Raw genomic sequence first — 20,671 nt, 5'->3', positions numbered from 1 at the left:
GAAGCGAAATGACAATGACTCCTGAACAGGCGACCTGGTTCCAGGGGACCTTCACTCGGCTCGTCGAGAACATCGATAAGGCTGTGCAGGGCAAGCACGAGGTGATCAGCCTGGTGCTGGCATCCATGCTGGCCGAGGGTCACGTGCTGCTCGAAGATGCGCCGGGTACGGGTAAGACGAGCCTCGCCAAGGCGCTCGCCGCAACAGTGCAGGGTACGAGCTCGCGCATCCAGTTCACCCCCGACCTGCTGCCGTCCGACGTCACCGGTGTGACGATCTACGACCAGAAGGACCACCGGTTCGAGTTTCACAAGGGCCCGATCTTCGCGTCGATCGTGTTGGCCGACGAGATCAACCGCGCGTCTCCCAAGACGCAGTCGGCACTTCTCGAGGTCATGGAGGAGTCCAAGGTCACCGTCGACGGTGTCACGCATGAGGCGGGTCGCCCGTTCCTTGTGATCGCGACGCAGAACCCGGTGGAGCAGGCGGGAACGTACAAGCTTCCCGAGGCCCAGCTCGACCGCTTCCTGATCAAGACTTCGATCGGCTATCCCGACCTCGCGGTCACCGAGAGCATTCTTGCCGGAGCATCCGACCGCAACCCCTCCGCGAAACTGTCTGCGATCATCACGACCGGTGCCGTTGCCGACATGGCAGACCTCGGCGCCAGCGTGCACGTCGAACCGGCCGTGCTGCGCTACGTGGCCGAGCTCGCCGAGGCGACGCGCAACGACGCCGGAGTGCGTCTGGGCGTTTCGGTGCGCGGCGCGATCGCCATGGTGCGTCTCGCCAAGGTGTGGGCCGCAGCCCGCGGGCGCCACTATGTGCTCCCCGACGACATCAAGACGCTCATCGCTCCGGCCTGGCAGCACCGCCTCATGCTCGACGCAGAGGCCGAGTTCGCCGGTACGACTGCCGATGTCGTGATCGCCCGCGTGCTCGAGCGCATCGCGGCGCCGCAGGCCCGTACGGCGGCGTGATGACGTCGCAGACGCTGCCCGTCGCATCCGACAACGCTCGCGACGCCGGATGGCGTGACGTCGCGGCGCTGCTCGGCGCGCGTGCGGGTGAGCGTCTGCGCAAGATCGTGTCCGTCATTCGCCCGCTCGCGTGGGTGCTCATGGCGTTCGCCGTCGTGTTCTGGATCGTCGGCGCCTCGCTGGGGTGGAAGGAGCTGACCGTCACAGCGGCGATCGTCACGATCACCCTGATGCTGTGTGCGCTGTTCCTCATCGGTCGCACCGAATACGACGTCGATCTCGATCTCGCTCGCACGCGCGTCATCGTCGGTGAACGCGCGGTCGGTGCGCTCACGCTGTCGAACCCGAGCACCAGGGCGATCCTGCCATCGCGCATCGTGCTGCCGGTCGGCGGCGGTCGCGGTGAGTTCGGCATCCAGCGTCTCGCCCCCGGCGAGAAGGCCGAAGAGCTGTTCGCGATTCCCACGCAGCGACGAGGCGTCGTCAAGGTCGGGCCGGTCAGCGTCGTCCGTGGCGACCCGCTCGGGTTGTTCGAGCGCGCACATCGGCGCGATGACCCCGTCGATCTCTTCGTGCACCCGCAGACGGTGCTCTTCGACGGGCAGTCCCTCGGCTTCCTTCGTGACCTCGAGGGTCTCCCCGCGACGGATCTCTCTCGTGACGACGTGTCGTTCCACGCCCTCAACGAGTACCAGCCGGGGGACGACCTGCGGCACGTGCACTGGCGCTCCACCGCTCGGACCGGCGTGATGATGGTGCGTCAGTACGAAGAGACGCGCCGCTCGCATTTCGTCATCGCGCTCTCCCGCTCCAGCGGAGACTACGCAAGCGTGGCCGACTTCGAACTCGGGATCTCGATCGCCGGCTCCATCGGTCTGCGCGCGCTGCGTGACTCGCAGCGCGTCGATGTGCGCGTACAGGGGGGAGAGCTGCGCGCCGGCACGGGCAAGCAGCTGCTCGACTCGCTCTCCGCCGTCGAGAACAGCAAGCCGCGAGACGGCGGCATCTCAGAGCTCAGCGGTGTGATCGCCGCCACCATGCCCTTGGCCAGCGTCGTCGTCCTCGTCTGCGGCTCGAAGGTCGCGAATGACGATCTGCGCGTGGCCTGCGCGCGGCTCCCGTTCGGGGCGAAGGTCATCGTCGTCATCGCCGACACCACGGTGGAGACTCCCGCCCTGCGGCGCATCACCGACGCCGATGTCGTCAGCGTCGGTGCGCTGGCGCAGATTCCGCTTGCACTGCAGAAGGTCCTCGCATGACATCCGACGCATCCACTGAGGTGCCCGTCATCCCCGTGCGCCGCTGGGCATTCGACATCGTCATGGTGCTCGTGCTGATCGGCGCGTCGATCGCGGGATTCTGGCCGAGCTTCGCCGGTCCCAGCTACCTGACAGCCGCGGTGGGGGGCGTCGTGCTCGGGGCCGGGATCGCTGCGGTGTCGGCATGGCGCCGATGGGGAATCCTCATCGTCGCCGGACTCACGATCGTCGCCTACTTCCTCTTCGGCGGCGCGTTGGCGCTGCCGAAAACGACGATCGCCGGGTTCGTCCCGACCCTCGACACTCTGCGAGAGCTTGCGGTCGGCACTGTCACCTCGTGGAAGCAGCTGCTCACGACCGTCGCACCGGTCTCGGGTGCCGACGGGCACTTCATCGTGCCGTTCCTTCTGACGCTGGTGACCTCGGTGCTCACAGCATCCCTCGCCCTGCGTCTGACGCAGCCGGCCTGGGCGCTGATTCCTGCCGGGGTGCTGCTGGGCCTCGTGATCGCCTTCGGAACCCCGCAGCCCGCTGTGCCCGTCATTCAGGGGGCGATCTTCGCGATCGCGAGCGTCGCCTGGCTCGCCGTTCGTCAGATCTGGGCGCCACAGAGCGCCGCAGTCTCGGTGGAGGCCGGTGACTCCGCGCGCGCCAATCACATGCGTATGCGCCGCCTCATCGCAGGCACCGTCGTGCTCGTCGTCGCTGTGGGCGCCGGTATCGCGACGAGCGCATTCACTGCGCCGACGGAGGCGCGGCATGTGCTGCGCGACACGATCATCCCGCCCTTCAACGTGCGCGACTACCCGAGCGCACTGCAGTCGTTCCGCGGCCACGTGCGCGATGACGCGGAGAACACGCTGTTCACGGTGCGCGGTCTGCCCAAGGGCGCTCGCGTCCGGCTCGCGACCATGGACGAGTTCGACGGCCAGGTCATCAACGTCGTCGACGGCGGGCCGGGAACGTCGAGTGCGTTCTCGCCGATCCGATCCAATATGTCGCCCGATGCCGAGGGCATTCCTGTCACCCTTCAAGTCGACATCGACACGTACTCCGACGTGTGGGTTCCGCAGGCGGGTCTCGCCTCCGAGATTCGATTCGAGGGCGAGGATGCTGACGCGTTCCGCCGCAGCACCTACTACAGCAGCGGCGCTGAGACCGCCGTCACCACGAGCGGCCTCCACAAGGGAGACAGCTACACCGTGCAGACGGTGATCCCCGCCACGGTGACCGATGAGCAGATCGGCGATGCCGAATTCGGCAAGGTGCGTCCGGCGAAGAACGAGAACGTGCCGGAAGAGCTCACCACTCTCGCCGCCGACGTCGTCACTGAGGCGAAGACGCCGGTCGAGCAGGCGAGGGCGCTTTCGACCTTCCTCTCCGAGGACGGTTTCTTCAGTCACGGGCTCGAGGGGGAGGTCCTCTCGCGGGCCGGTCACACCTCTGAGCGCATCTCGACGCTCATTGGTGGAGACCAGATGATCGGCGACGACGAGCAGTACGCGGTCGCGATGACTCTGCTCGCGGGAGAGCTGGGCATGCCCGCACGAGTGGTCATGGGCTTCTACCCCGACGAGAAGGATGCCGGAGCGGCCGACTTCGCGGCCAACGGCGAGAACATCCACGCGTGGGTCGAGGTCAACTTCGACGGGTTCGGGTGGGTGCCCTTCGACCCGACGCCGCCTGAGGACCAGGTGCCCAACGACCAGAACACGAAGCCGCGCGCTGATCCCAAGCCGCAGGTGCTGCAGCCGCCGCCCCCGCCGCAGGAGCCGGTCGATCTTCCCCCGACGCTGCCGGACGACCGCGAGTCCGAGGACGAGTCGCTGAACATCCTCGGTGTCATCGGAGCGATCCTCCTCATCGGCGGCATCTCGCTGGCGGTGCTCTTGCTGCTGGCTTCTCCGTTCATCATCATCGGAGCTTGGAAGGCCTCACGGCGCCGGGCACGTCGCTCGGCAGAGCGGACGGCTGACCGGATCGCCGGTGGATGGGATGAGCTCACCGACCGCGCTGTGGACTACGGCGCGCGGGTCATCCCCGGTGCCACCAGAGGCGAAGAAGCGGTCCTTCTCGCCGACTCGATGGCAGTTCCCGCGGTCACCGCTCTTGCTGACCGTGCCGACGCCGAGGTCTTCGGACCGAACGACCCGAGCGCTGAGGATGTGGACGCATTCTGGAAGGAAGTCGACGGCATCGTCGTCGGCCTCGGCAGTGAGGCGGGCTTCTGGAAGCGGATCAAGGCCAGGCTGAGTCTGCGGTCGCTGCTGGGCGGGTCGGCATTGCAGACCGGCTTCCAGGGGCTGAAAACGGCTGCGACCGCGCGCATCCGTCGAGAACCTGGCACCATCGAGAACAGCCCGACTGACGCACCCGAGAGCGAGACACCATGACGCAACTGTCGTTCGGCACCGTTGCCCCGACATCCCGACGTGCCGTGGCCTACATCATCGACGCCCTGATCGCTGCAGCCATCGGCATCGTCCTGATGATCGTCCTCGTGGTGATCGGCTTCGCGGCGGGTCCAGATGGCCTGCTGGCCGTCGTCAGCCTCGGTGCGCCAGTGGTGTGGCTGCTGATGCTCGGCTGGTTCGTCGTCTACACCTGGATGCAGGGCGGCAAGGGTTCCATCGGCATGCGCGCGCAGGGACTGCGCCTTGCCCGCGAGGCGGACGGTGCTCCCCTCGGCTTCGGGAAGTCGCTGCTGCGCAACATCATCTTCGGTCTTTCAGCCAGCATCGTCGTCGGCTACTTCACCCCGCTGTTCGACGGCACGGGCCGTTTCCAGGGCTGGCACGACAAAGTCGCGCATTCCCTGATGCTGGATGCTCGTGGCGGCGCAGCCGCGGCGTCGTCCGCGCCGGCGACTCAGGCGATGCCCGTCCCGCCGCGCCCAGCTCTGCCGGACGGCGCCCCGCCGGTCCCGGACGGGCGACCAGCACAGTTCGCCCCTGGCTTCGCTGGCACGCTGACAACGCCGCAGAGCGCGCCGCAGTTCGCGGCGCCCGCCCAGAGCACCCAGGCTCCGACGTTCCCACCGGCTCCGTACTCGAATCCCGCGGCCCCAACGGAACAGGCCCCAGCGCTTGACGAGACCGTGCGCTCGGTAGATGCGCTGCGGCAGCAGCCCGCCGCTTCGCAGACGTCGGCGTTCCCGCCCGCAGCGGCGGCCCCGCCCGCGCCGATCGCGCACCCCGCCGCACCCGCACCGAGTGAAGAGTCGCTCATCGCGTTCGTGCCTGGCATCACGCAGGACGGACCGCCCGCGCGCAGCACACCGGCGCCTCCGGCACCGGCTCCTGCCGAGCCGGCCGCTGCTGAACCCGTCACGCAGTCCTCTGACGACATCGAGGACACGCGTATCAGCATCCCGGGCCATCGACTCGTGTTCACCTGGGATGACGGCACCAGGGTCACCGTGTCGCAGCGCACGGTGTTCGGTCGCAACCCCGCCCCAGAAGTCGGCGTAGCGACGGTCTCCGTACGCGACGAGACGCTGTCGCTGTCGAAGACGCACTTCGAAGCGGCCGCAGAGGCATCCGGCGGATGGGTCATGGACCGGCACTCGACCAACGGCACGGCGATCGTGCGCGATGGTCACCGCATCGTCTGTCCTCCGGGGGAGCAGGTGCGCGTGCGCCTGGGAGATGCGATCGAGATCGGCGACCGCATCGTCACCATCGGAGGATACGCATGACGGCGCCGTTGATCGTCTCGGCCGGCTCATCGACTCATGCGGGTCTGCGCCGCGCGCTGAATGAGGATTCGATGCTCGCCAGTGCACCGGTCTTCATCGTCGCCGACGGGATGGGCGGCCACGAGGCGGGCGAGCGGGCAAGCGCCGCAGTCGTCGCCGAGTTCTCGCCCTACATCGGCCGACAGAGCCTCGAACTCGACGACGTGCTCGATGCGCTCAGCCGCGCTCGCGAGTCGGTCGAAGCGCTCTCGGTATCGGCGAACGGACGGGCAGGGACGACGCTCAGCGGTGCCGTGCTCGCAGACGTCGACGGCATGGGCTACTGGCTGACCTTCAACATCGGCGACTCCCGCACCTACCGGCTCTCCGAAGGGGAACTGGAGCAGATCAGCGTCGATCACTCGGTCGTGCAGGAACTCATCGAGTCCGGCGAGCTCACCGCTCTCGAAGCGGCGACTGACCATCGACGCAACATCATCACCAGGGCCATCGGCGCAGGCAGCACAGGCGACGCCGACTTCTGGATGTTCCCCGCCGAACTCGGCGACCGCATTCTGATCTGTTCTGACGGGCTCTCTTCAGAGGTTGCAGATGCGCAGATCGGTGCGATCCTGAGGATGGAGTCCGATCCGCAGACCGCGGCATCCGTGCTCGTGGGTGAAGCAGTGAACGCTGGCGGACGAGACAACATCACCGTCGTCGTGGTCGATGCAGTGTCGGTGGCATCCCGCCCCGGCGTGCTCATGCGGGCAGATGAGGATATCGACCAGGACACCCGGCCGCGCGCGGCCGCCGTAGGAGGGATGAGCTGATGCAGACGACCTACCGACCCGGAGACTGGTACATGCTGGTGACCCCCCGCGCATTGATCGCGGTGGCACCGGATGCTCCGGAAGAACTCGTCTCACGCCTCTGGGAGCGTGAGAGCGCAGCGGGTGATCTTGGCAGCGTGATCGACCTGCTCACAGACCAGGCCGCCGGCTCTTTCGCGGCGATGCTCCCGTTCGCCGCGGTCGTGCTCGATGGCGAGAACGCCCGGATCGCGGTGCGCGGAGATGCGACCGTCCAGGTGACGGGACCCGAGGGGCAGGATGCCTTCACGGGAGCGAACGTCACGACGTGGAGCGAACGCTTCGTCGCGAATGCGAGCCGTATCGCCATCGCCATCGGCGACGCTGAGGATGGTTTCTCGCTCCCGATCGCGGGCGGCGTCGTGCGGGCAGCCCGCGTCAGCGCGGACGTCGAGCCCGGTGATGTCGGGCCAGCGGATGCCGTCGATGGCGTGGATGTCGTGGTGGACGCGCCGGCTGTCCAGCCGGAGCCCACGCCCGAGCCGGAGCCCGAGCCGGAGCCCACGCCCGAGCCGGAGCCCGAGCCGGAGCCGGAGCCCACGCCCGAGCCGGAGCCCACGCCCGAGCCGGAGCCCACGCCGGAGCCGGAGCCCGAACCCGTCGACGATGCTGTTGAAGGCATCACGCTGTTGCCCACAGACGTGACGTACTCTTCGGACACCGACGAGTTCGACCAGCTGTTCGGTGCGACGGTCGTCGCGCCTGGCGCCCCGCCCGCACCGCCTGCGCCTCCGGCACCGATCGCTGCGGTCGAAGGTGACCACGACGGCGCGACGATCTCGGTCGCCGAAGCGCGTGCTCTGCGGCAGAACATCCCCACCGCGGCTCCGGATGCCCCGACCGCGGTTCTTCCCGTGGTCTCAGGCAGCACCACCGGACGAGTGCGCGTATCCACGGGGCAGATGGTCACGCTCGACCGCACCGTGATCATCGGCCGCCGGCCCCGCTCGACGCGCGCGTCCGGAGCGGATCTGCCGCACCTGATCGCCGTCGAAAGCCCCCAGCACGACATCTCGCGCAGCCACCTCGAGATCCGTCCGGAGGGCGACACTGTTGTCGTCGTCGACCTGCGCACCACGAACGGATCGACGTTGTTGCGTCCGGGATCGGATCCGCTGCGTCTGCACCCGGGAGAGCCCACCCTCGTGCTCTCCGGCGACGTGGTCGACCTCGGCGACGGGGTGACGGTCACGTTCGAGGACCTGCCGTGAGCAGACCTCCGTCCGCGCCACCGGAGCTTCCCGGCTTCACCTATCTGCAGGCGCTGGGGACGGGCGGTTTCGCCGACGTCTTCCTCTACGAACAGCAGATGCCCAAGCGCCGCGTCGCGGTCAAGGTGCTGCTCGCTGACCGCATCTCCAGCGGTGCCGCGAAGGAGTTCGCCGATGAGGCGAATGTAATGGCGATGCTCTCGACGCATCCCGCGATCGTCACGATCTATCAGGCGGGGGTTGCCGGCGACGGCCGTCCCTACCTGGTGATGGAGTACTGCCCGAGGCCGAACCTGCAGACACGCGCCCGCAAGGAGCCGTTCTCGGTCGCAGAGGCTCTGCGCGTCGGCATCCAGGTTGCAGGCGCTGTTGAGACCGCACATCGCGCAGGCGTGCTGCATCGCGACATCAAGCCGGCCAACATTCTCGTCACGGAATACAACAGGCCGGCCCTCACTGACTTCGGTATCGCCTCGACGACGGGATCGGTGGGCGAGGCGACCGGAATGTCGATTCCATGGTCACCGCCGGAGTTCTTCGCCGAGAACCCGCAGAGCGGTGCGCGCTCTGACGTGTTCGCACTCGGTGCGACCCTGTACACGCTCCTTGCGGGGCGGTCGCCGTTCGAGCGGCCAGGAGAGCGCAACACGAGCGTCGATCTGATCGAGCGCATCGAGCGGATGCCGCTGCCTGCGCTGTCGAGGCCCGACTCTCCTGGCAGCCTGCAGCAGGTGCTCGAGCGCGCGATGGCCAAGAACCCGGACGCGCGCTACCCCAGCGCGGTTGCGTTCGCGCGGGCGCTGCAGAAGGTGCAGATCGAGCTCTCCCACTCGGTCACGTCGATCGATATCGTCGACGATCACCCCATGCCGGAGGACTTCAACGACGATGGCGAAGGCCTGACTCGCGTCCGCGACATCGTCAACATCGAACCGGATGCCGGAAGCACCCGCCCCTCCGCGACGACGCGCCAGTTCGGCAAGCCGATGCCTGAGCCGGTTGCTGATCCTGGACCGCGCTTCGCGCCGGCTGTCGCGGATCAGGCATCTGACGACACGGTGATGCGGGTGGCTCCGGCTGCCGCTGCGCCGTCTGCTGACGACGACGAGCGCACTGTCCGCGGTCCGCGCACCGTTTCTCCGAACGCTCCGCTGACTCCCGCTCCCGCTGCGCCTGCCAGCGCGCCGGCTCAGGAGTCTCCGCGCAAGCCGCGTGTCGGTATCTGGATCACAATCGCCGCGGCCGCTGTGGTTCTCGTCGGCGGTGTGATCGTCGGGGTGAACCTGATGAACACCGGCGAGGAACCAGCGCCGGTCGCCACGCAGGATGAAGTGATCCCACAGGACCCGGTGTCGGACGCTGTTCCCATTGTCGGAGATCTCACCGGTGTCAGGAACGGCGCGGCCGTCACTTTCAGCTGGACGAACCCGTCGCCGGAAGACGGTGACATGTACCTGTGGCACACGGTAGATCTTGCCGGGGCGGGAAAGACCGAGACGACCGAGGATACCTCTGTGACGGTCGAAAGCGGTGCCGCCGGACAGGTCTGCATCGACGTCATGCTTCGCCGCGGTGACGGCCGTGCGTCGGGGCCGGCACGGGGCTGCGCGGAGTGACATCCCTGCGTCCGATGACGTTCTGAGGGCCTCAGAAAGCCGCAGATCACACGCTGAACGCTCCCACGTGGCAGGATATTCGCCAGGGGGTCGATACGTGACTGAGGTGAATCCTGCTGAGCTCGTTCAGAACGCGGAATCGGACGGGGCGAGTGCTGTAGCGCCGCTTCGCCTGGAGTTCGCCGGTGAATGGCATGACCTATCCCCGGGGAAGCCGTTCATCATCGGCCGCGAGGGCGATCTCGAGGTCGATGACAATCCCTACCTGCACCGGCACTTCCTTGAGCTGCAGCATCGCGACGGACTCTGGTGGCTGGCCAACGTGGGGGTGCGTCTCGCTGCCACGATCTCGAGCGCCGGAGGCGCGGTGCAATCCTGGCTGTCGCCAGGTGCGCGGATGCCGCTCGTCTTCGAGCGCAACGTCATCGTCTTCACTGCGGGACCGGTCACGTACGAGGTGAATCTGCTCACGGATGAGGCTCCCTACGAGGTCTCTCGCGCTGTCGATGCTGCAATGAGCGGTGAGACGACGGTTATGCCGGTCAGCTTCACCACCTTGCAGAAGCAGCTCATCGTCGCGCTCGCCGAGCCGATGCTGCGCCGCGAGGGTGTGAGTATGAATGAGCTTCCGTCATCCAGTGCCGCGGCCGAACGCCTCGGATGGACCATGAGCAAGTTCAACCGCAAGCTCGACAACGTCTGCGACAAGCTCGACCGCATGGGTGTGCAGGGGCTGCGCGGCGGTCCGGGAAAGCTCGCCACGAACCGTCGAGCCCGACTAGTGGAGTATGCGGTCACCTCGCAGGTCGTCACCCGCGCGGATCTGTCGCTCATCGACGACGAAGCGCTGCGGAACCAGAGCGACTCCGACGATTGAGGTCAGCGCGCGGCGTCGGTGAGATGCCGCGCGTGGTGTCCGAGCACCTTCACCATGATCCCGCGGCTGCGCAGGGCGCTCGCCGTGCGCGTCTCTTCGTCGCGGTCACGGCCGAGTGCATGCACGTTGGCGACGACGAGCACGTCGCCGCGCTGGAGAGTATCGAGAAGACGAGTGACGCGATCCTCCCAGCTCTCGAGGATGTCGGGAGCCGGATGCCGGAACCCCGAGATCGGCACGCCGAACCGGGTGAGGTCCTCTCGCTGCTGGGTGACCGACGGCATTCCCTCGCGAGAGACGACCAGCCCGACCAGTCGTGCGTCCGCTGGACGCGCCGACCACCAGTCGTGATCGTCGTCGGCAAGGCACTTCGGGCACTCGGCCGCAGCATGCGGCAGATGCAGTGGGCTCGTGAGAGCAGCATCCGCGGTGTTATTCATGTCACTCATCTGAGACCTCCCGCATCCATTCTGCCCTGTCGCGGCTGAACCTACCCAGCGAATCAGAGCGCGCCGAGCGCGCGCACCGCGTCGCGCTCGGAGACGAGCTCCGCCACCGTTACGTCGATGCGCTCTCGCGCCCACTCATTCAGCTCGAGTTCTTCGACAATCTGCCACCGGCCATCGACCGATCTGACCGGGAAGGACGACACGAGACCTGCCGGAACCCCGTACTCGCCGCGTGAGACGACGCCAGCGCTGGTCCAGTCGTCCGTTCCCTGGACCCAGTCGCGGGTGTGTTCGATCGCCGCGTTCGCGGCGGATGCCACCGATGACGATCCTCGCACCTCGATGATCTCGGCTCCGCGCTTCGCCACCCGAGGAATGAAGGTGTCTTCGAGCCAGCCCTGCACATCATCCACGCGCCCCGCGAGAGCGTCGCGCAGCGGCCGTCCATCAATGGTCGCGTGGGTGATGTCGGGGAACTGCGTCGCGGAATGGTTCCCCCAGATCGACACCCGACGGATGCTCGAGACCGGGGCATCCAGCGCGGCAGCGAGCTGCGCTCTGGCGCGGTTCTCGTCGAGGCGCGTGAGCGCGGTGAAGCGGTCAGCCGGCACGCCATCAGCGGTTGCCGCGGCGATCAGAGCGTTCGTGTTGGCGGGGTTGCCGACGACGGTGACGCGCACATCCGCGGCGGCACGGTCCGCGATCGCCGCGCCCTGGGGTCCGAAGATTCCCGCATTGGCTGCGAGCAGATCGCCACGCTCCATGCCAGGTCCACGCGGGCGGGCGCCCACGAGCAGGGCGATGTTGGATCCGTCGAACCCGGTCTTGGCATCGTCGGTGACCTCCACGCTCTCCAGCAGGTCGAATGCGCCGTCGTGCAGTTCGAGCGCTGCGCCTTCTGCGGCTCGCATCCCCTGCGGAATCTCGAGGAGCCGCAACCGCACCTTCTCGTCCGGGCCGAGCATGTCGCCGGCCGCGATGCGGAACAGAAGTGCGTATCCGATTTGTCCGCCAGCACCTGTGATCGTGATCGTCGTCGCCATGGGATGAGCCTACGTGCGCGCGACGTGCAGCGGGGTAATCTCAACTCATGACGTTCAATCCGGATGCTGACATCTCGGGTCACCGCACGCGACGGCCAGGGCGAACAGCCGCAATCGCCGGCGGCGGCGTCGGTCTGCTCGCCATCATCGCGCTGATCGCAGGTCCCCTGCTCGGCATCGATCTGTCGGGCCTGGTCGGCATGGGGCAGCAGCAGAGCGGCAGTTCCGACTCCGGCAGCTCCGTGCTGGCCTGCGAGACCGGTGAAGACGCCAACACCCAGGACGATTGCCGAATGGCTGGTGCCCAGGTGTTGCTCGACGAATACTGGGGTCAGCACGTCGAGGGGTATACGCCGCCGCAATTGTACGTCTTCCAGGGGCAGACGTCTACGCAGTGCGGCACAGCATCCAACTCGGTTGGCCCGTTCTACTGCCCGCCGGAGCAGGGCGTCTACATCGATCCCGCATTCTTCCAGATCATGCGTCAGCAGTTCGATGCATCCGCCGGTGAGCTCGCGCAGCTCTACATCGTCGGGCACGAGTGGGGCCACCACATCCAGAACATCACCGGCACGATGGACGCATATCCCCACAACGGAACGGGCCCCGACAGCAACAGCGTGCGCACCGAACTACAGGCGGACTGCTACGCGGGCGCATGGCTCGCGTCGGCCGCGGACGAGACGGATGAGAACGGCGTCCACTACCTCGAGAAGCCGACGGACGCGCAGATCACCGATGCGCTGAACGCGGCATTCGCCGTCGGTGACGATCACATCCAGGAGCAGTCCGGATTCAGCAACCCGGAATCCTGGACGCATGGATCCAGCGAGCAGCGTCAGTTCTGGTTCGCGAACGGTTATCAGAACGGTCTTGGCAGCTGCGACACCTTCGCGGTCGCAGGCGACCAGCTCTGACTCGATCAGGACGAGCTGATCGCGGTCGGTGCGCCGTGGTTCCGCGGGAGAACATGGGTCGCGCGATACGGTGAGAAAGTTGCCGATGGCGACCGATATCGATTCACCGGGGGAAGACCATGAACACGGATGCCCTGTATCCGCCGATCGAACCGTATGAGAGCGGCATGCTGCTCGTCGGAGACGGACACCGCATCGCCTGGGAGGTCAGCGGCAACCCGGAGGGCAAGCCCGTCGTCTTCCTGCACGGCGGACCTGGCGGAGGAACAGCTCCGTGGCACCGGCAGTTCTTCGATCCCGAGAAGTACCGGATCGTGCTGTTCGACCAGCGCGGGTGCGGACGGAGCACGCCGCACGCGAGCGCCCCTGATGCCGATCTGCGGTTCAACACCTCGGCCCATCTGGTCGCCGATATAGAGCTGCTGCGCAAGAACCTCGGCATCGAGAAGTGGCAGGTGTTCGGGGGATCGTGGGGGAGTGCGCTGGCCCTCGCGTACGCGCAGGCGCACCCCGAGGCAGTCACCGAGCTCATTCTGCGCGGCATCTTCACCCTGCGCCGGGTAGAGATCGAATGGTTCTACGAGGGCGGGGCAGCGGCGCTGTTCCCCGATCTGTGGGAGGGATTCATCGCGCAGATCCCTGTGCTCGAGCGCAACCGAATGATCGAGGCGTATCACCGACGCCTGTTCGATCCCGACCCCCAGGTGCACATTCCGGCCGCGCGGGCCTGGTCGAAGTGGGAGGGGTCGACGATCTCGCTGAAGCCGGATGCCGACACCGTCGAGAGAATGACGGAGGATGCCACGGCAGTGGCGTTCGCGCGGATCGAGAACCACTTCTTCATCAACCGCGGCTGGTGGACGGAGGGTCAGCTCATCGCCGGGGTGGACGCGATCCGGCACATCCCCGCGGTGATCGTTCAAGGGCGCTACGACGTCTGCACTCCGATGATGACCGCGTGGGACCTGCACCGGGCATGGCCGGAGGCGGAGTTCGTCGTGATCGACGACGCGGGCCACTCGGCGTCCGAGCCCGGCATCCAGCAGGCGCTCCGGGACGCCGCCGACCTCTTCTCCGACGACTGATCCCCACACCCACTCCAGACAGCGCTGCTCCAGCTCAGGCGCGCAGCGCCTGCAGCAGCGTCTTCGCGAGTCCGAGGACGCCACCGTTCGCGCGGAAGCGCGTGAGCCCTTCGCTCACCACAGCGCCGGTGCGTGCGGTGACGAACCACGGCGGCTTCGGCAAGATCGTGAAACGGCCCCCGCCGTTCGCGACCGGAAGCGACCGGGGGAAGGGGCGGAACGGACCACGAAGCACCGAGCGCTCGACCCGGTCGAGCAGCAGCGCGTTGTGGACGACGCCGAGGCCGCTGCCGACGTCCTGCAGCGTGTTCCCCGGGAATGCGCCCCAGGTGAGCGTCGGGGTGATGAAGCCGAAAGCCGTCCAGGCGTTGATGGCGATCGAGCCGTAACGGAGCTCGGTGATGGACCGCTCGAACCCGGTGCCGAGTGAGCGCTGCGTCGCCGGATCTATCAGCAGGTTCGCACCGAGAGTTCCCTGCAGCTTGTCATTGGCGTGCGCGACCGCGGCATCCAAAAACTCCTGTCCCTGACCCGGCAGCGAGACGACTCCGAGCACTGGCGCGAAGTACTCGGTGTTCTCGAGTGCTGTGGCATCGTCATCTGCGCCGATTTCCACGAGGAGTCGGTCGCCGAGCACGAGGGCATCCGGATAGTCATCGTTCGCCTGCTGCATCCGGCTCGTCGAACCCGGATACCAGATCGGGCGCTCTGGAGCCTTGGCGTACGCGCGGCGCAGCGCGGCGCGGAACGCATCCGCCTGTGCCCAATCGGAGGACATGATCACGATCTGCCCCGCGATGCAGTTGTGTCCGCAGTTCTGCAGACGCATCGTCGCGATGTGCTCGGCATGGAAGCGCAGGTCAGCTTGGGTCCATTCGCCCGGCACGACGATGATCGGTGAGACGCCGCCGAGCTCAGCGGTGATCGGCTTCTTCAGAAGCGGACGGTCCTCGCGCCGCCGGCGTGCGGTCGCTGCCGCATCTCGTGGGCCCCAGGTGATCGCGTCGAACGTCGCCGCGGACCCCGTGATGTGCACGTGACCCAGCCGCTTATGCCCGGTGAGGTACGCGCCGACGTCGCCGCCGCCGCGGACGATTCGCAGGAACCCTGGCTCGATCAGCGCCGCGAAGGCATGCTCGAACACCGGCACGAGTGCGTCTTGAGTGGGGTTGACCTTGAGCAGTGCCGTGCGGTTGTGGGCGAGGAGCTCGTAGAGAACATCCAGCACGGGGATCGAGGTGACGTTGCCGGCTCCGAGCACGAGACCCACACCCCCGGACTCCTGCGGGCTGCGCTGGGCGAGACCGGCAGCAGCGCGCGCTGTGCGAGGAGTCGTGCCCGGCTCGAGCCAGACCTCGCCGGTGAAGCCGGAGAGCAGAATCTTGTCGAGCCCGGTGAGTGGGAAGGCATGCACCCGCGCCCGCCCGCCGGGGGCGCGATCGATGCGGATGCCTTCGAGCGGGTTGCGTCCATCCGCTAACCGCGAGAGCGTCTCGGCGTACGCATCGAGCGCACCGAGCACACTGTAGGGGCCGGAGAGCCATTCTTCACCGCGCAGCGGGTGGCTGCCGCTGAGTCCCTTGGAAGCGGCCGCCGTGTGCGCCCACTCTTCCGCGGATGCCGCGACTGCGGTGCGCACGGCTCGAAGCAGTGTCGCACGCTGGCCGACACTCAGCGCTGACCACGTGCGGGCCCCTGCCTCGAGGTCGTCGATCGCGGCATCCAATCGTGCGCGTTCGTCCTCGTCGATCCCACGAGTGGCGGGAACGGACGTGACATCGGTCGAAGTGGTTGCTGACGACATCGGCATCTCCTTCGTGCATGAAGCACAATTTCGGGTGTATCCAGCTTATGCGGGCACGTGCTCTCGGTCACCAGCCATTGGCGCTGGGTTGCCCTGCGTCGTGCTGTCGTTCGCTGCTTCGCGCTGTCTATCGCTGTTCGCGCGGTGGAAACTTCGGCCACGTGGACAGGGAACAGCCGCGCGAGTCAGGGAAGAGCCGCGTGAGGCGCCTCGATGTCGCTCCGACGCAGGCGGTAGCGCGAGAGCGGAATGAGGCTGAGCGCCATGAGCGCGGCGGGCAGGATGCTGAAGCTGACCACGATGCCCATCACCGCGGCATCCGGTTGCGTGGTCTGGGCCCCGGCGACACTCGAGATGTAGCCGGTTGCAGCCAGCATGAGCGAGACAGCCGTCGCGCCGAGCGCGAAGCCGATGGTCTCGCCAGCGGTCCAGATTCCGGTGAAGGTTCCCGCCTGCCCCGGACCGCTCGTGCGCTCATCGTGCGAGATGACGTCGGGGAGCATCGCCATCGGCAGCGACTGGAGTCCCGCGTACGCAACGCCCGCCACAGCGACCGAGGCGTAGAGCCAGGCGCCAGGAGTCCAGATGGCGATGACGATGGACAAGGAGGCGAGCAGGAACAGGATGCTGGCGGCGAAGAACGCCCGTTCCTTGCCGATGCGGTTCGCCACCGCGGTCCATCCCGGGGTCGCGATCAGTGCTGGCCCCACGAGGGCGATGAACAGGATCTCGACCGCCGCCTCATCACCGAGCACCCATCGGGCGACATACTGCGCTCCGGCGAGCATCGTGCCGGTCGCGAGGGCCTGCAGCAGGAAGGTGCTGAGGAGCGCACGGAAAGGGATGCTGCGCCGCAGCGCGCGGAAACCGGAGAGGTACTCCTCCCGGAGGTTCACACGCGCGGGCGCGGGTGCGGATGCTGGTGAGACTGCGGCGGCATCCCGTGCGGCGCGGGTCGCGATGAGCATCCCGATGCCGAGAACGACACCGGCGACGATGCCCATCAGCAGGTACCCGGTCACAGGGTCGCCGGTGGCGCGACGGAGCATCGGCCCGCCCGCGCCGAACAGCAGAATCGCTGCGGTGAGGACGACCACGCGCCAGCCCAGCAGGCGCGTGCGCTCGTCGTAGGACTTCGTGAGCTCGGCAGGGAGGGCGACATACGGCACCTGGAACAGGCTGAACGCCGTCGCCGTGCCCAGGAACGCGAGCAGCACGCAGGCCGCGCTCGCCGCAGGCCCCCACGATGGCGGCACCGCGAACGTCAGTGCGAAGAACGCCGGCAGCATCAGCGCGCCGGTCAGCATGAACCCGCGGCGTGAACCGGTGCGGGCCAGCTGACGGTCCGATGCCGCACCGATGAGCGGATCGATGATGACGTCCCAGATCTTCGCCGCAGTGACGATGAGGCCGGCGGCGAGGGCTGCGACACCGAGGTTGTCGGTGAGGAAGTAGGTCAGGACGAGCCCTGGCAGGGTCGCGTAGCCGCCTGTGCCGAGCGATCCGATCGCGTACGTGACGATCGTGCGTGCGGGCAGGCGAGAGGGCGCTCGTTCGGGTCGAGCCTCGTTGCTCATCGCGCCAGTGTATCGGCGCGAGCGCGTCAGATCAGCGAGAGCTCGCGGAGCTTGGCTGCGACGTCGTCGTTGGACGGCTCGACGTGGTGCGAAGCATCCGGGTACACGACGACGGGGATGTTCATGCGTCCGGAGATGTCCTTGGCGACGTCTGCTGCGGCAGGGTCCGCCTCGAGGTCGATGTAGGTGTACTCGACACCGAGCTCGTCGAGTTGCTTCTTGGTGCGACGGCAGTCGCCGCACCACTCGGCGCCGAACATGGTGATGGTGTCTGGGCTGATCGAAGTCATATCTCCAGGATATTCGTCCACACCTGAACGAGCCCCGTTCCTGCGCGCAGCGCGCGCGTGGGACGATGGATGCCGTCATATCAGCGAGCACGAAGGGGCAAGGCGTGGACATCGACATCACCGTCATCGTCCCCACGTTCAACGAACGCGACAACGTCGCCGAGCTCGTCGAGCGGACTACGGCTGCGCTGGCCGGTCGCAATGGCGAGATTCTCTTCGTTGACGACAGCACGGACGACACTGCGTCAGAGATCGAACGGGTCGCACATGATGCGTCGATTCCGGTGCGCGTCATCCACCGGGCGGCGAACACGGGTGGCCTCGGTGGTGCGGTCGTCGTCGGTCTTCGCGAAGCATCCGGTGACATCTGCATCGTGATGGACGGCGATCTGCAGCATCCGCCCGAGCTCATCTCGACACTGCTCGCCCGGTTCGAGAAGGGCGACGCGGACGTCGTCGCGGCATCGCGGTACGTCGGCGGCGGCGACTCGGCGGGCCTCGGCACCGCGCTGCGACTCGGCGTCTCTCGGGCCTCGACGTGGCTCACCAAGGCGATGTTCCCACGGCGGCTGGCGGACAGCACAGACCCGATGACGGGCTTCTTCCTCGTCGACCGGACTCGGATCGATCTGCAGGTTCTGCGCCCGCATGGATTCAAGATCCTGCTGGAGATCCTCGCCCGCAGCGATGTGCGCGTTGCTGAGGTGCCGATGGAGTTCTCCGCGCGGCACAGCGGCACCTCGAAGGCATCCTTTCGCCAGGGCGCGACGTTCATCGCCCATCTGACCAGGCTGCGCTTCGGCAAGATGTCGCTGTTCGCGCTCATTGGAGCAATCGGCGCGGTCGCGAACCTCGGCATCATGTGGCTGCTGACAACCGCCGGCATGCCCTATGTATGGGCGGCGATCATCGGCGCAGAGGTCACGATCGTCGGCAACTTCCTGCTGCAGGAGCGGTTCGTCTTCGGCGACATGCGGCGGGATGCTCGCGGCGTCTGGGCGCGGTTCGGAGCATCCTTCACGTTCAACAACATCGAGGCGGCGCTGCGCATCCCGATCATGGTGCTCATGGTCGAGACCTGGCACATCTCGAGTGTGCTCGCGACCGCCATCTCGCTCGTTGCGGCGTTCTTCGCGCGTTTCCTGTTCCACGCGCTGTTCGTCTACGCGCCGCGTCGCGAGCGCGCGCGGGGGGCGGATGCCGCGGTGAAGACCGATACGGCCGCCACGCGGATCATGTCGGCGATCGACGCCGAGGCGATGCGGCCAGGCGAATTGTGACGTTATCCGGGCTTCCCAGGTCGTGATCGGTTAGACTGGTTCTGCAACACCGAGTTTTCGCCGCAATTCGGCGCTCGTGCTGCCACTGATCAGGGCCGTAAAGGACCGCTCGCACCGACGCGCGCGGCATCCGCTCTCGATCACAATAATTTCGGGTGCGCCTGCGCGCGCCTGTCCACAGCAATGAGTATCACCATGAGTAACACCACCACCCATCCGCCCGAACCCCTGTTCTGGAAGCAGGCCGACGAGGACGTGTACGTCGCAACGCGCGACGGCGAATTCGCCGGCTTCGTCGAGAACGACGGCTCCGCGCACGTCGTGCACGACAGCCGGGGCGCCGACCTCGGATCCTTCGAGACGCTCGAAGACGCACGGCGCGCGCTTGAGGGCGCTGCCAAGCTTCGCGGGCGTTCGGTCCGGCAGACTCTGCGGCGCCATCTGAGCAAGGCGCGCTCCTGAGAGTCGGCCAGGAGGATCCAACGTATGCGCAGTGACGTATACGGGCAGGGTTAGCCTGGCACCAGCGATCGGCAACTGCCCTTGGCTTTCACAGCTCAAGGGCTCCGATCGGCAGGAGAAGATCATTTCCACTTCCACCGTCACCGAATCGACCAGCACTCTCGGACGGGTACGCCAGACGTACTCCGGGAACGCGGACTTCCCTCCAATGGCCAAGGCGTACCGGAGCGTCTCAGAGGTAGTGAAGGAGATGGGTCTTCTGCAGAGGACTCCGCGTTTCTACAGTTTCGTCGCCGCGGGCATCGCGCTCGCACTCGGTGGCGCGGTCACCGGATTCATTCTGCTCGGAGACAGCTGGTTCCAGCTCCTCATCGCCGCGGCCCTCGGCATCATCTTCACGCAGATCGGGTTCCTCGGCCATGAGGCCGCGCACCGTCAGATCCTGTCTTCGGGACCGGCGAACTTTCGGCTTGCCCGGATCCTGATCGGCTCCATCGGAATGAGCTATTCCTGGTGGGACAACAAGCACACCAAGCATCACGGGAACCCGAACCAGGTCGGCAAAGACCCGGACATCGCGGTCGATACCATCTCATTCGTTGAAGAGGACGCCGCGAAGTCGCGCGGCCTCATCCGTCTGATCACCCGCAAGCAGGGGTGGCTGTTCTTCCCACTGCTCACGCTGCTAGGGCTGAACCTTCACCTCCAGGGACTCAAGTACCTCGTCACGAAGAAGGGCGTCAAGGGTCGCTGGCTCGAGCTGGCACTCATCGTGGGGCGTCTTGCGCTCGTGCTGGTGCCGGTCTTCCTGCTGCTGCCGTTGGGCATGGCGTTTGCGTTCGCCGGTGTGCAGTTCGCGGTCTTCGGCGTGTACATGGGCATCGCGTTCGCTCCGAACCACAAGGGCATGCCGATCATCGAGCCGGGTGCTCGTCTGGACTTCTTCACCAAGCAGGTCCGCACGTCGCGCAACGTCTCTGGCGGCTGGTGGGTCACGTGGCTGCTGGGCGGGCTCAACTACCAGGTCGAGCACCACCTGTTTCCCAGCATGTCGCGTCTGCACCTGGCCAAGGCCCGTGGCATCGTGCGCGACTACTGCAAATCGAACGACGTGCCGTACACCGAGACGACTCTGATCCGCTCGTACGTGATCGTCGTGCAGTACCTGAACCGCGTGGGCCTCGCAGCGAGTGACCCGTTCGACTGCCCGGCAGTGACGCAGTTCCAGCGGGCGTAGTCCGTGCCGCTGGAGTCATGCAGTGGGCCATAGGCT

The 20,671-nt window shown here is 66.9% G+C and carries 18 protein-coding genes; 13 read left to right on the top strand and 5 right to left on the bottom strand.

The genetic code is table 11. From position 1 onward, the window contains the following. The first annotated feature begins 8 nt into the window (after positions 1-8). The 8 genes from ACTU6U_RS03510 (at position 9) to ACTU6U_RS03475 (ending at position 10,491) form a co-directional block, all read left to right on the top strand. Entirely contained in the window at positions 9-980 is a 972-nt protein-coding gene (locus tag ACTU6U_RS03510) for an AAA family ATPase (protein ID WP_443467754.1), read from the top strand. Further along, positions 980-2,239 (top strand): DUF58 domain-containing protein, encoded by a 1,260-nt coding sequence (locus ACTU6U_RS03505; protein ID WP_443467753.1) that lies wholly within the window; start codon positions 980-982, stop codon positions 2,237-2,239. The genes ACTU6U_RS03510 and ACTU6U_RS03505 overlap by 1 nt, the downstream gene beginning before the upstream one ends. Next, positions 2,236-4,632 (top strand): transglutaminase-like domain-containing protein, encoded by a 2,397-nt coding sequence (locus ACTU6U_RS03500; protein WP_443467752.1) that lies wholly within the window; start codon positions 2,236-2,238, stop codon positions 4,630-4,632. Before ACTU6U_RS03505 ends, ACTU6U_RS03500 begins: the two co-directional genes overlap by 4 nt. Continuing rightward, complete coding sequence (locus tag ACTU6U_RS03495) at positions 4,629-5,936, top strand: RDD family protein (RefSeq protein WP_443467751.1); 1,308 nt, start codon at positions 4,629-4,631, stop codon at positions 5,934-5,936. The genes ACTU6U_RS03500 and ACTU6U_RS03495 overlap by 4 nt, the downstream gene beginning before the upstream one ends. After that, complete coding sequence (locus ACTU6U_RS03490) at positions 5,933-6,748, top strand: PP2C family protein-serine/threonine phosphatase (RefSeq protein WP_443467750.1); 816 nt, start codon at positions 5,933-5,935, stop codon at positions 6,746-6,748. The genes ACTU6U_RS03495 and ACTU6U_RS03490 overlap by 4 nt, the downstream gene beginning before the upstream one ends. Next, entirely contained in the window at positions 6,748-7,998 is a 1,251-nt protein-coding gene (locus ACTU6U_RS03485; RefSeq protein WP_443467749.1) for an FHA domain-containing protein, read from the top strand. The genes ACTU6U_RS03490 and ACTU6U_RS03485 overlap by 1 nt, the downstream gene beginning before the upstream one ends. Continuing rightward, positions 7,995-9,614: a serine/threonine-protein kinase gene (locus tag ACTU6U_RS03480; RefSeq protein ID WP_443467748.1), complete on the top strand. Its 1,620-nt coding sequence runs from the start codon at positions 7,995-7,997 to the stop codon at positions 9,612-9,614. Before ACTU6U_RS03485 ends, ACTU6U_RS03480 begins: the two co-directional genes overlap by 4 nt. 106 nt (positions 9,615-9,720) lie before the next feature. After that, positions 9,721-10,491, top strand: coding sequence for an FHA domain-containing protein (locus ACTU6U_RS03475; protein ID WP_443467912.1), 771 nt, complete (start codon positions 9,721-9,723; stop codon positions 10,489-10,491). A 2-nt stretch (positions 10,492-10,493) separates the two neighbouring features. Here ACTU6U_RS03475 and ACTU6U_RS03470 read toward each other — a convergent pair whose 3' ends face one another. Then, the gene (locus ACTU6U_RS03470) at positions 10,494-10,940 is read right to left on the bottom strand and encodes a recombinase family protein (RefSeq protein ID WP_443467747.1); all 447 of its coding nucleotides are present in this window, start codon (positions 10,938-10,940) and stop codon (positions 10,494-10,496) included. A gap of 53 nt (positions 10,941-10,993) precedes the next feature. Further along, a complete protein-coding gene (locus ACTU6U_RS03465; protein WP_443467746.1) occupies positions 10,994-11,983 on the bottom strand; it encodes a malate dehydrogenase in 990 nt (329 codons plus the stop codon). Between the two features lie 47 nt (positions 11,984-12,030). Here ACTU6U_RS03465 and ypfJ point away from each other — a divergent pair, with 47 nt between their 5' ends. Next, positions 12,031-12,900: a KPN_02809 family neutral zinc metallopeptidase gene (gene ypfJ, locus ACTU6U_RS03460; protein ID WP_443467745.1), complete on the top strand. Its 870-nt coding sequence runs from the start codon at positions 12,031-12,033 to the stop codon at positions 12,898-12,900. 119 nt (positions 12,901-13,019) lie between these two features. Beyond that, on the top strand, positions 13,020-13,985 hold the full coding sequence (pip, locus tag ACTU6U_RS03455; protein ID WP_443467744.1) for a prolyl aminopeptidase: 966 nt from the start codon (positions 13,020-13,022) through the stop codon (positions 13,983-13,985). A 34-nt stretch (positions 13,986-14,019) separates the two neighbouring features. Here the strand turns inward: pip and ACTU6U_RS03450 are convergent, their stop codons facing one another. From ACTU6U_RS03450 to ACTU6U_RS03440, 3 genes are all read right to left on the bottom strand, one after another. Next, the gene (locus tag ACTU6U_RS03450) at positions 14,020-15,789 is read right to left on the bottom strand and encodes an aldehyde dehydrogenase family protein (protein WP_443467743.1); all 1,770 of its coding nucleotides are present in this window, start codon (positions 15,787-15,789) and stop codon (positions 14,020-14,022) included. A 185-nt stretch (positions 15,790-15,974) separates the two neighbouring features. Continuing rightward, entirely contained in the window at positions 15,975-17,366 is a 1,392-nt protein-coding gene (locus ACTU6U_RS03445) for an MFS transporter (RefSeq protein ID WP_443467742.1), read from the bottom strand. A 26-nt stretch (positions 17,367-17,392) separates the two neighbouring features. Next, the gene (locus ACTU6U_RS03440) at positions 17,393-17,656 is read right to left on the bottom strand and encodes a glutaredoxin family protein (RefSeq protein ID WP_417509934.1); all 264 of its coding nucleotides are present in this window, start codon (positions 17,654-17,656) and stop codon (positions 17,393-17,395) included. 110 nt (positions 17,657-17,766) lie between these two features. On the opposite strand from ACTU6U_RS03440, the gene ACTU6U_RS03435 reads away from it, so the two are divergent. The 3 genes from ACTU6U_RS03435 (at position 17,767) to ACTU6U_RS03425 (ending at position 20,635) form a co-directional block, all read left to right on the top strand. Beyond that, positions 17,767-18,936, top strand: a complete 1,170-nt coding sequence (locus ACTU6U_RS03435; RefSeq protein WP_443467911.1) for a glycosyltransferase — start codon at positions 17,767-17,769, stop codon at positions 18,934-18,936. 195 nt (positions 18,937-19,131) lie between these two features. Next, the gene (locus tag ACTU6U_RS03430; protein ID WP_443467741.1) at positions 19,132-19,398 is read left to right on the top strand and encodes a hypothetical protein; all 267 of its coding nucleotides are present in this window, start codon (positions 19,132-19,134) and stop codon (positions 19,396-19,398) included. Between the two features lie 208 nt (positions 19,399-19,606). Continuing rightward, positions 19,607-20,635 carry an acyl-CoA desaturase gene (locus tag ACTU6U_RS03425; RefSeq protein WP_443467740.1) on the top strand — a complete coding sequence of 343 codons (1,029 nt, stop codon included), beginning with the start codon at positions 19,607-19,609 and terminating at the stop codon, positions 20,633-20,635. The last annotated feature ends 36 nt before the right edge of the window (positions 20,636-20,671 follow it).

Source organism: Microbacterium zouquanmingi (assembly GCF_052266695.1).
In the GTDB taxonomy this organism is placed as follows: Bacteria; Actinomycetota; Actinomycetes; order Actinomycetales; family Microbacteriaceae; genus Microbacterium.
The sequence above is the reverse complement of the archived record's forward strand: the minus strand, read 5'-3'. Positions and strand labels throughout refer to the sequence as shown.